At 74.6% G+C, this 9825-nt stretch carries 10 protein-coding genes; 5 read left to right on the top strand and 5 right to left on the bottom strand.

Going from position 1 to position 9825, the window contains the following annotated elements:
• Positions 1-36 precede the first annotated feature (36 nt).
• Positions 37-1548, top strand: coding sequence for an L-arabinose isomerase (gene araA / locus ACOV8S_RS09235; protein WP_448317220.1), 1512 nt, complete (start codon positions 37-39; stop codon positions 1546-1548).
• Between the two features lie 82 nt (positions 1549-1630).
• Here araA and ACOV8S_RS09230 read toward each other — a convergent pair whose 3' ends face one another.
• Together ACOV8S_RS09230 and ACOV8S_RS09225 are read right to left on the bottom strand one after the other, a co-directional pair.
• A complete protein-coding gene (locus ACOV8S_RS09230) occupies positions 1631-2857 on the bottom strand; it encodes an aminotransferase class V-fold PLP-dependent enzyme (protein WP_448317219.1) in 1227 nt (408 codons plus the stop codon).
• Positions 2858-2975: 118 nt separating this feature from the next.
• A complete protein-coding gene (locus tag ACOV8S_RS09225; RefSeq protein WP_448317218.1) occupies positions 2976-3623 on the bottom strand; it encodes a TetR/AcrR family transcriptional regulator in 648 nt (215 codons plus the stop codon).
• 192 nt (positions 3624-3815) lie between these two features.
• Between ACOV8S_RS09225 and ACOV8S_RS09220 the strand changes: the two genes are divergently transcribed.
• On the top strand, positions 3816-4583 hold the full coding sequence (locus ACOV8S_RS09220; RefSeq protein WP_448317217.1) for an SDR family NAD(P)-dependent oxidoreductase: 768 nt from the start codon (positions 3816-3818) through the stop codon (positions 4581-4583).
• A 75-nt stretch (positions 4584-4658) separates the two neighbouring features.
• Here ACOV8S_RS09220 and ACOV8S_RS09215 read toward each other — a convergent pair whose 3' ends face one another.
• Positions 4659-5006 carry a DUF3140 domain-containing protein gene (locus ACOV8S_RS09215; protein WP_448317216.1) on the bottom strand — a complete coding sequence of 116 codons (348 nt, stop codon included), beginning with the start codon at positions 5004-5006 and terminating at the stop codon, positions 4659-4661.
• 114 nt (positions 5007-5120) lie between these two features.
• On the opposite strand from ACOV8S_RS09215, the gene ACOV8S_RS09210 reads away from it, so the two are divergent.
• Both ACOV8S_RS09210 and ACOV8S_RS09205 read left to right on the top strand, forming a co-directional pair.
• Positions 5121-5339 (top strand): hypothetical protein, encoded by a 219-nt coding sequence (locus ACOV8S_RS09210; protein WP_448317215.1) that lies wholly within the window; start codon positions 5121-5123, stop codon positions 5337-5339.
• 58 nt (positions 5340-5397) lie between these two features.
• On the top strand, positions 5398-8037 hold the full coding sequence (locus tag ACOV8S_RS09205; RefSeq protein ID WP_448317214.1) for a SpoIIE family protein phosphatase: 2640 nt from the start codon (positions 5398-5400) through the stop codon (positions 8035-8037).
• Positions 8038-8094: 57 nt separating this feature from the next.
• On the opposite strand, the gene ACOV8S_RS09200 is transcribed toward ACOV8S_RS09205, so the two are convergent.
• Positions 8095-8889 carry an SDR family NAD(P)-dependent oxidoreductase gene (locus tag ACOV8S_RS09200; RefSeq protein WP_448317213.1) on the bottom strand — a complete coding sequence of 265 codons (795 nt, stop codon included), beginning with the start codon at positions 8887-8889 and terminating at the stop codon, positions 8095-8097.
• Positions 8890-8971: 82 nt separating this feature from the next.
• On the opposite strand from ACOV8S_RS09200, the gene ACOV8S_RS09195 reads away from it, so the two are divergent.
• A complete protein-coding gene (locus ACOV8S_RS09195) occupies positions 8972-9127 on the top strand; it encodes a hypothetical protein (RefSeq protein WP_448317212.1) in 156 nt (51 codons plus the stop codon).
• A 44-nt stretch (positions 9128-9171) separates the two neighbouring features.
• Here the strand turns inward: ACOV8S_RS09195 and ACOV8S_RS09190 are convergent, their stop codons facing one another.
• Positions 9172-9741, bottom strand: a complete 570-nt coding sequence (locus tag ACOV8S_RS09190) for a Dps family protein (protein WP_448317211.1) — start codon at positions 9739-9741, stop codon at positions 9172-9174.
• Positions 9742-9825: the final 84 nt, after the last annotated feature.

Raw genomic sequence — 9825 nt, 5'->3', positions numbered from 1 at the left:
GTCCACATACGGACCACCACGCCACCAGGAGTCCTTGTGCAGAGCCCGAATTCCTCCGTCCGCGAGATCTGGTTCCTCACCGGCAGCCAAGGGCTGTACGGCGAGGACACCCTCAAGCAGGTCGCCGAGCAGTCGCAGCGGATCGCTGCCGTGCTGGACGACGCGCCGGAGCTGCCCGTGCGCGTCGTCTGGAAGCCGGTGCTGACCGACGCCTCCGCCATCCGCCGCGCCTGTCTGGACGCCAACGCCGACGACGCGTGCATCGGCCTGATCACCTGGATGCACACCTTCTCCCCGGCCAAGATGTGGATCGCCGGCCTGGACGCCCTGCGCAAGCCGCTGCTGCACCTGCACACCCAGTCGAACGTGGCCCTTCCCTGGGACACGATCGACATGGACTTCATGAACCTCAACCAGGCCGCCCACGGCGACCGGGAGTTCGCCCACGTCCAGGGCAGGGTCGGGGTGGCGCGCAAGACCGTGGCCGGCCATGTGAGCGACCCGCTGACGGTCGCCCGGGTCGCCGTCTGGGCGCGCGCCGCGGCCGCCCGTGCCGAGCTGGCCACCCTCAAGGTCGCCCGCTTCGGCGACAACATGCGCGACGTGGCGGTCACCGAGGGGGACAAGGTGGAGGCGCAGCTGCGCCTCGGCGTGTCCGTGAACACCTACGGGGTCAACGACCTGGTCGAGGCGGTGGACGGGGCGCCGCAGGAGGCGGTCGCGGCCCTGGTCGCGGAGTACGAGGACGCCTACAAGGTGGCGCCGGAGCTGCGCGCGGGCGGGGAGCGGCACGAGGCGCTGCGCTACGCGGCACGGATCGAGGCGGGACTGCGGTCCTTCCTGACGGAGGGCGGCTTCGGGGCGTTCACCAGCAACTTCGAGGACCTGGGCGGTCTCCGGCAGCTCCCGGGCATCGCCGTGCAGCGGCTGATGGCGGACGGCTACGGCTTCGGCGGGGAGGGCGACTGGAAGACGGCCGTCCTGCTGCGGGCGCTGAAGACCGCGGCCGCCGGGCTGCCGGGCGGCACCTCGTTCATGGAGGACTACACCTACGACCTGACGCCGGGCGACGAGCTGATCCTCGGCGCCCACATGCTCGAGGTCTGCCCGACGGTGGCCGCCGCCACGCCCAGCTGCGAGATCCACCCGCTCGGCATCGGTGGCCGCGAGGATCCCGTGCGGCTGGTGTTCGACGCGGCCCCGGGTCCGGCCGTGGTGGTGGGCCTGGCCGACCTCGGGGACCGGTTCCGGCTGGTGGCCAACGACATCGACGTGGTGGCGCCGCCGCACCCGCTGCCCGCGCTGCCGGTGGCCCGGGCCGTGTGGCGTCCCACCCCCGACCTGCGCACCTCGACGGAGTCCTGGCTGACGGCGGGCGGTCCGCACCACACGGTCCTCAGCTCTGCCCTCACCGCGGAGCACCTGGACGACCTGGCGGAGATGCTGCGGGTGGAGCTCGCCCTCATCGACCGGTCGACCACCACCCGTTCCTTCCGGCGCGAGCTGCGCTGGAACCAGGCGTACCACCGGCTGGCGCTCGGCCTGTAGGCGGCGGCCCGCCGGAGCCGCGCGGTCCGGCCGCCGGCCGCGGCTCCGGCGTCAGCGGGTCCGCCGACCGAGGCTCCGGCGGTCAGCCGCGCCTCTCGCGGGCCCAGGCGGCCAGGACGGGGACGCAGGTCTCGGCGAAGTGGGCGTAGTCGTCCGCGGTGTTGTAGGCGTGCGTGGACAGGCGGACGTAGCCGGTGCCGCCGAAGCTGGTGAACGCGGCGGTGACGCGCAGCTTGCGGGCGACCTCGTCGCGCAGGGCGTCGGCCTCCTCGCGGGTGCCCGCCAGGCCGTCGGGGAGCCGTACCAGGCGCAGGGCGGGGGCGGGCATGCCCACGTGGGCCGTGTGGTCCTCGCCGGTGACGCGGGAGAAGGCGGCGGCCACGACGTGCTGCGCGTGGTCGCCGAGGGCGGAGGCGTAGGCGCGCACGGCGTCCCAGCCCCAGGTGTCCTCGATCAGGTCCAGGGCGGTGGGCGTCGCCAGGTAGTGGGTGGCGTCGACGGTGCCCTGGTGGTCGAAGCGCTCGGGGAAGGGCTCGGTGGCGCCCCAGGAGTCGATCAGGGGGTACAGGTCCTGGCGTGCCTCGGTGCCGGCGACCAGGACCGCCGTGCCGCGCGGCGCGCAGGGGAACTTGTGGAGGTTGCCGACCCAGTGGTCCACGTCGCCGAGGTCCGCCGACGGGTCGGCGAGCATGCCGGGCGCGTGGGCCCCGTCCACGAGGAGGGTGACGCCGCGGCGGCGCGCCTCGGCGGCGATGCGCGCGACGGGCATCAGGCGGGCGGTGGCCGAGGTGATGTGGTCGACGACGGCCAGGGCGGTGCGGTCGGTGAAGGCGTCGGTGACGGCCCGGTACGCCTCGTCGGCGGTGGCCTCCAGCGGCACGTGCACGGTGCGCAGGGTTCCGCCCCAGCGCCGGGCCAGCCGGGCCGCCCCCATGGTGACGGCGCCGTAGCCGTGGTCGGTGACCACGATCTCCGCGCCCGCCCGGTGCGGCAGGTTGCCGTAGACGACGCTGGCGCCCGCGCTGGCGTTGGGCACCAGGGCCGTCCGGTCGGGCGAGGCGCCCAGATGCGCGGCGATCCTCCGGCGGGCCTCGGCGATCATCCCGGGCTGCGCGGGGAACCACTCGACGGGTGACGCCTCCATGCGGCGGCGCAGCGCCGCCTGGGCGTCCTGCGCGGCGCGCGGGACGGCGCCGAAGGAGCCGTGGTTGAGGTGCCGGACCTCCGGGTCCAGCGACCAGGCGGCAGCGGCGGGGCGTCCGTCGGGCAGCAGCAGGGGCGCCGGTGCCGCGGGGGATTCGGTACGCACGGGACTCCCTGTCGATATGTCGATCGTCGTTCGCGGACACGATCGCACAGCGGGGGTCCGGGGCGCGCGCCCCCTCCCACGCCGGGCGCGCGCCCCTCCCGCCGCGGTGAGGTGCGGCTCAGCCCGGGAGGGCGGTGGCGGCGTGGCCCAGCGCGGCGCGCATCACGTCGCGCAGGGCCGGTGACGCGGGGCCGTCGGCCTGCCGGGCCCACTCCTCGACGGCGATCCGCAGGGCGACGTTGAGGGTGCCGGCCCGCACCCGGACGGCCAGGTCGGAGGCCCCGCGGCCCTCCCGCTCGGCCAGGATCGCGGCGAAGGCGTCGGCGGCCTCGGAGTGGATCTGCAGCCAGACGGCGCGCAGTCCCGGCTCGCCGGCGGTCAGGCGGACCAGCTGGGCGACCTCCGCGCTGTCCTGGTCCCGGCCGGAGACCGGGTCGTCCAGGCCGAGGGCCTCGGTGAGGGTGACACCGGGTGGCCAGGCGCGCAGCCGCTCCATGATGTCCTCCAGCCCGGTCAGGAGCAGCGGCCGGACGCACTCCTCCTTGGACGGGAAGTAGCGCCACAGCGTCCGGGTGGACAGGCCGGCCGCGGCCGCGATCTCGTCGGCGGAGGTGCCGGCGACCCCCTGGGCGGCGAACAGGCGCACGGCCTGCCGCGAGATGTCCAGGCGGGTGGCGGCCTTGCGCCGCTCGGTGAGGGGCGGCCTGCCGGTGCGCCGGGCCGTGGGCCGCGCCGCGGACGGCACGGCGGGTGGTCTGTGGTCCATCGCTCTCTTCCTCGCTGGACGTGCGGAAGCGCTCCGCACGGGTCGTCAGGCGGGGCCGTCATGGGGCTGTCACTGTACGTCACGCTTTCGTGGCGCCAGATGCCTTTATGGCACGCTGCGACACAAAGAGGTACGGTCGTCCTCGCGCCCGCCGCCGCAGGGGTGGCCGGGCGATGTGAGGGAGCAGCAGCAATGAGCAACGAGACCGGCCTGGCCGGCAAGAGCGTCGTCGTCACCGGCGCGGGTTCCGGCATCGGCAGGGCGGCCGCCCTGCGGTTCGCGGCCGCCGGGGCGAAGGTGCTGGTCGCCGACCTCAACGAGGAGACCGCGCGGGAGACCGTGGAGCTGGTGGAGGCCGCCGGAGCGACGGCGGTCGCGGTGACCGGCGACCTGGGCGACCAGGCCGTCGTGGACCGGGTCGTGGCGACCGCGGTGGAGGAGTTCGGCTCCCTGGACGTGCTGGTCAACAACGCCGGCATCATGGACCGGATGTCCGCCGCGGCCGACGTGTCCGACGCCGAGTGGGACCGCGTGCTCCGCGTGAACCTGACCGCCCCGTTCATGCTGACCCGCGCCGCGCTGCCGCACATGCTGGCCGCCGGCAAGGGCGCGATCGTGAACACGGCCTCCGAGGCCGGCCTGCGCGGCAGCGCCGCGGGCGCCGCCTACACCGCGTCCAAGCACGGTGTGATCGGCCTGACCAAGAACCTCGCGGTGATGTACCGCGGCAAGGGCATCCGCGCCAACGCGATAGCCCCGGGCGGCGTCGCCACCAACATCAAGGTGGACGCGGAGCAGGGCGCCCACGGCCCGGCGACGATCGCCCCGTACTTCGGCAACATCGGCTCGGTGACCTCCGCCGAGGACCAGGCCGCCGCGATCGTCTTCCTCGCCTCGGACGCCGCCGCCGGCATCAACGGCGCGATCCTGCCGGTCGACAGCGGCTGGGCGGCCGTCTGACGGTCGCACCGGGGCCGGCGGGAACCGCACCGGACCGACGCCCGGTGCGGCGGATCCGGTGGAGAGCGGCCCGGATCAGGGCGAGACCGGCTTGAGGGGGTCGTGCCCCAGGGTCATCAGCCGGTGGCGCCAGTTCGACTGGCCCGCCGTGGGCTCCATGTCAACGCCGCGTTCGGCGGTCACCGTGTCGACGACCTTCCGCATCACCCGGAGGTCGTCGCCGGTGAGGTCTACGCGGCGCTTGCCGAGGATGTCCAGGACGCGGCGGCCGTTCTCGGTGCCCGCCTGATCCGGGAGCGCCTCGGTGTCCTCGCCGGCGGAGCGGGTCATCAGCCAGTCCTGGAGCTCTCGGGAAGTCATGTTGACCACGGTGTGGAACTCGTTCCACAGGTCGTCCAGCTCGGGGTCCCGGTGGTCTGCCATGATCGTCGCTTCCTTCCGTCCGCGGTGTCGGCACGCTCCGGGTTGCCCGGGGCCCGCGGGGGAAACGGCCGCCCTCCGGATGCGGGGCGCGGCGGCCCGCACGATGCTGGAGCCATGTCCGAGCAGCCACCGGTCGTCGTGGAGCCGCCCGGGCCGTCCGGCGGACGGCGCGTGCGGGTGGACGGGCGTGTGCTGGGCACCGCCTTCTCGCTGCGGGACGTGACCGCCTTCCTCCAGGAAGCCGGGCTGCAGGGCTGGGACGAGCTGGACGTCGCGGCGTCCGGCCTGATCGACTGGCGCGGCGGCGGCCCCGACACGTGGGCGGAATCGTGATGCGCCACCGTCATGTCGCAGGTGCCGCTCGCGGGCTCTGCGGGTAGAACTGGGGCCTATGCGACCACTGGGCCGATCAGGCATCCTGTCGCGGCGGAGCGTCGCGGCACAGGTCTTCGTCGTGCACGTGGTCATCGTCGTGCTGCTGGTTCTCGCCGCGGTCGCGGCGCTGGTCCTGCAGGGACGCGCCGCCAGCGAGGAGGAGGCCCGCAACCGCTCGCGCGCGGTCGCCGTCGCCTTCGCCGAGGCGCCGGGCACCTGGGAGGCGCTGCGCTCCCCCGACCCTACGGCGGTGCTGCAGCCCCGGGCCGAGGAGGTCCGCAGGAGCGTGCCGGTGGACTTCGTGGTGGTGCTGAACACCGAGGGGATCCGCTACACCCATCCCCGCCCCGACCGCATCGGCAAGAAGTTCGTCGGCGAGATCGGACCGGCGCTGCGGGGCGAGCCGGTCGTGGAGGAGATCACCGGAACCATCGGCCAGCTGGTGCAGGCGATCGTGCCGGTGCGGGACCCGCAGGGTCGGGTGGTGGGGCTGGTGTCGGCGGGCATCACCGTGGAGAACGTGGGCAACACCGCCGACCGGCAGCTGCCGCTGCTGCTGGGCGCCGCGGGCCTCGCGCTCGCCCTGGCCACGGCGGGCACCGCGGTGGCGGGCCGGCGTCTGCTGCGGCAGACCCACGGGCTCGGGCCGCGCGAGATGACCCGGATGTACGAGCACCACGACGCGGTCCTGCACTCGGTGCGCGAGGGCGTGGTCATCGTCGGCTCGGACGGTGAACTGCTGCTGGCCAACGACGAGGCGCAGCGCCTGCTGGAGTTGCCGGAGGACACCGGCCGCCGCCGTGTCGGCGAGCTGGGCCTGTACCCGGACGTCGCCGAACTGCTGCTGTCGGGACGGGTCGCCACCGACGAGGTCCACCCGGTCGGCGACCGCCTGGTGGTGGTGAACCAGCGGCCGACCCGGCTGCGCGGCGGGCCGTCGGGGTCCGTGGCGACGCTGCGGGACTCCACGGAGCTGCGGGCGCTGGCCGGCCGCGCGGAGGCCGCCCGGGAGCGGCTGGACCTGCTGTACGCGGCGGGCCTGGGCATCGGGGCGAGTCTGGACGTCGGCCGGACCGCGGAGGCCCTGGCCGAGCTGGTGGTCCCGCGGTTCGCGGACCACGCGACGGTGGACCTGTTCGACTCGGTCCTGGGCGGCGACGAGCCGTCGGCGCGGCCGGACCCCTCGGCGCCCCTGCGCCGCACGGCGCGCAGCGGCGTGGACGAGGCCCCCCTGTTCCCGCTGGGTGCGCAGATCCGGGCCGACGGCTCCTCCCCGCAGGCCCGGGTGCTGCGCTCCGGCCGGGCGCTGCTGGAGCCCCGGCTGGAGGAGTCCCGGGCCTGGGAGGGGCAGGAGCGCGAGCAGTGGTCCGAGCTGCTGGAGCACGGGGTGCACTCGCTGATCGCGGTGCCCGTGCGGGCGGGCGGCCAGGTGCTGGGCGTGGTGGGTTTCTGGCGCGACCGCCGCAAGGAGCCGTTCGACGAGGAGGAGCTCGCGGTCGCCGAGGAGCTGGTGACCCGGGCGGCGGTCGCCATCGACAACGCGCGGCGCTTCACCCGCGAGCACGGGATGGCGGTGACGCTGCAGCGCAGTCTGCTGCCGCGCCGGCTGCCGGACCAGGAGGCGCTGGACGTGGCCTACCGCTACCTCCCGGCCCAGGCCGGGGTGGGCGGCGACTGGTTCGACGTGCTGCCGCTGTCGGGGGCGCGGGTGGCGCTCGTGGTCGGCGACGTGGTGGGGCACGGTCTGCACGCGGCGGCCACCATGGGCCGGCTGCGGACGGCGGTGCACACCTTCAGCGCCCTGGACCTGCACCCGGAGGAGTTGCTGGGGCTGCTGGACGAGCTGGTGGCGCGCATCGACCAGGAGGAGAACACCGGCGGCGTCGCCGCCATCACGGGGGCGACCTGCCTGTACGCGGTGTACGACCCGGTGTCGCGGCGCTGTGTGATGTCGCGGGCCGGACATCTGCCGCCGGCCGTGGTGCGGCCGGACGGACGGGTGGAGTTCCTCGACGTCCCGGCCGGGCCGCCGCTGGGCCTGGGCGGCCTGCCGTACGAGACGGCGGAGGTGGAGCTGGAGGAGGGCAGCCGGCTGGTCCTCTACACGGACGGGCTGGTCGAGGAGCGGGACCGGGACATCGACGCGGGCCTGGAGCTGCTGCGGGCGTCGCTGGAGCGGGCCGGCGAGTCGCCGGAGGAGACCTGCCGGGACGTGCTGGACGGGGTCGATCCGCGGCCGACGGACGACATCGCGGTGCTGGTGGCGCGCACCCGGGCGATCGGCCCGGACCGGATCGCCATCTGGGACGTGCCGCGGGACCCGTCGGCGGTGGGCCGCATCCGGGCCGCGGCGACCCGGCTGCTGACCGAATGGGGCCTGGAGGAGCAGGCGTTCACCACGGAGCTGATCCTCAGCGAGCTGGTGACCAACGCGCTGCGGCACGGCAGCGGGCCGGTGAAGGTGCGCGTGCTGCGCGAGCGCGAGCTGATCTGCGAGGTGTCCGACGCGGGCAGCACCGCGCCGCGGCTGCGGCAGGCGGCCGGCTTCGACGAGGGCGGGCGGGGCCTGTTCCTGGTGGCGCAGCTCTCCGAGCGGTGGGGGACGCGGTGGACGCCCGAGGGGAAGATCATCTGGGCGGCGCAGCCGCTGCCCTAGGACCGCCGTCTCCAGGGCCCAAGGGCCCCTCCCCTCTCGGGGCCCGGTGACTCCGCGTCAGGGCAGGATCGAGTCCACGTAGCCGCCGTCCACCCGCAGGGCGCCGCCGGTGGTGGCCGACGCCTGGTCCGAGGCGAGGTAGACGACCATGTTGGCGATCTCCTCGGGTTCGATCAGCCGCTGGAGCAGGGACTGCGGCCGGTGCCGGCGCATGAACTCCCGCTGCGCCTCCTCCCAGGGGAGGTCGGGGTCGACGAGTTCGTACACGAACGTCTCCACTCCCCCGGTGTGGGTGGGCCCGGCGATCACGGAGTTGACGGTGACGCCGGTGCCCGCGGCCTCCTTGGCGAAGCCCCGGCCCACGGCGAGCAGGGCGGTCTTGCTGGTCCCGTAGTGGATCATCTCGGCGGGGACGGCCACGGCGGAGTCGCTGGCGATGTACATGACCCGGCCCCACCCGCGTTCCTTCATACCGGGCAGCAGGGCGCGGGTGAGGCGGACGGCGGTGAGCACGTTGACCTCGAAGAAGCGCCGCCACTCGTCGTCGGTGATCTCCAGGGCGGGCCGGGCGCCGAAGACGCCCAGGTTGTTGACGAGGATGTCCGTCTCCGGGAGGGCGCGGACGGCGGTCTCCGCGCCCTCCTCGGTGGCGAGGTCGGCCGCCACGGGCACGAACTCGCCGTCGGGGACCTGCCGTCGGAGGTTCGCGACGGCCTCCTCCAGGCGCCCTTGGTCACGGCCGTTGACGCCGACCCGCGCTCCTGAGCGGGCCAGGCCGGCGGCGATGGCGGCGCCGATGCCCTGGGAGGAGCCGGTGACCAGTGCGGTGCGGTCGGTGAGATCGATCAGCATGGCGGCGGGGTACCCGATACGCGGGGCCCGACGCTTCCAGGTCACCCCGACACGGGCTCACCCCGACACAGGAGGACACACGATGGCACTGTCGAACATGCTGCGCCGGCTCAAGCAATGGTCCGCCACCCCGCAGGGACGGCGGACCATGGAACAGGCGCGGCGGGCCGCGGCGGACCCGCGCAACCGGGCACGGGCGCAGCGGTTCCTGTCCCGGCTGCGGACGCCGCGCCGCTGAGCGGCGGGGCGTCCGCCCGGGCCGGGCGCCGCCGGGGGCGGCGGTCAGGAAACGTCGCCGCCGGCGGAGGCGCCGTCCTTCTCGGTGGTGGCGTCGGCGGTGGCCAGCGTGCCGCCCGCGCTCTCCAGGTGGGCGCGCACGAACCACTGGAACTGCTCGAGGTCGCGGAGCTGCTCGATCAGCAGGTCCTCGGTGGCCGGGTCGATCTCCCCGGCGACCTCGACACCCTCGCGGACCGCCTCGAGGATGCCGGTGTAGACGACGTCCAGCGCGCCGAGGTGGGCGATGGCGTCGGCGCGGCCGATGGAGTAGTCGTCCCAGGTGCGCTCCTTGACCAGGGAGCCCGGGGTGCCCTGCGCGACGCCGCCCAGCGCGGCGAGGCGCTCGGCGACGTCGTCGGCCATGTCGCGGACGCGGTCGACCTGCGGGTCGAGCATCTCGTGGACGGCGATGAAGTGCGGCCCGACGACGTTCCAGTGGACGTGCTTGAGCGTCAGGTGGAGGTCGTTGAGGGCGTGCAGCCGCAGGCGGAGCAGGTCGATCAGCTTGCGGGCGTCGTCGGTGCTCAGGCCGGGGACGGTGTACTTCGGGGTGGGGACGGTTGCCTTGGCCATGGCGGTGGTGCCTCCTCGGTGGATCGTCAGGTGATGGTGGGCTCGTGCCCCGGCCGGGCGATGCCATTCGTCCCGGTTTCGACC

Source organism: Streptomyces sp. CO7, from assembly GCF_053474865.1.
This window is presented reverse-complemented; position numbering and strand designations above follow the sequence as displayed.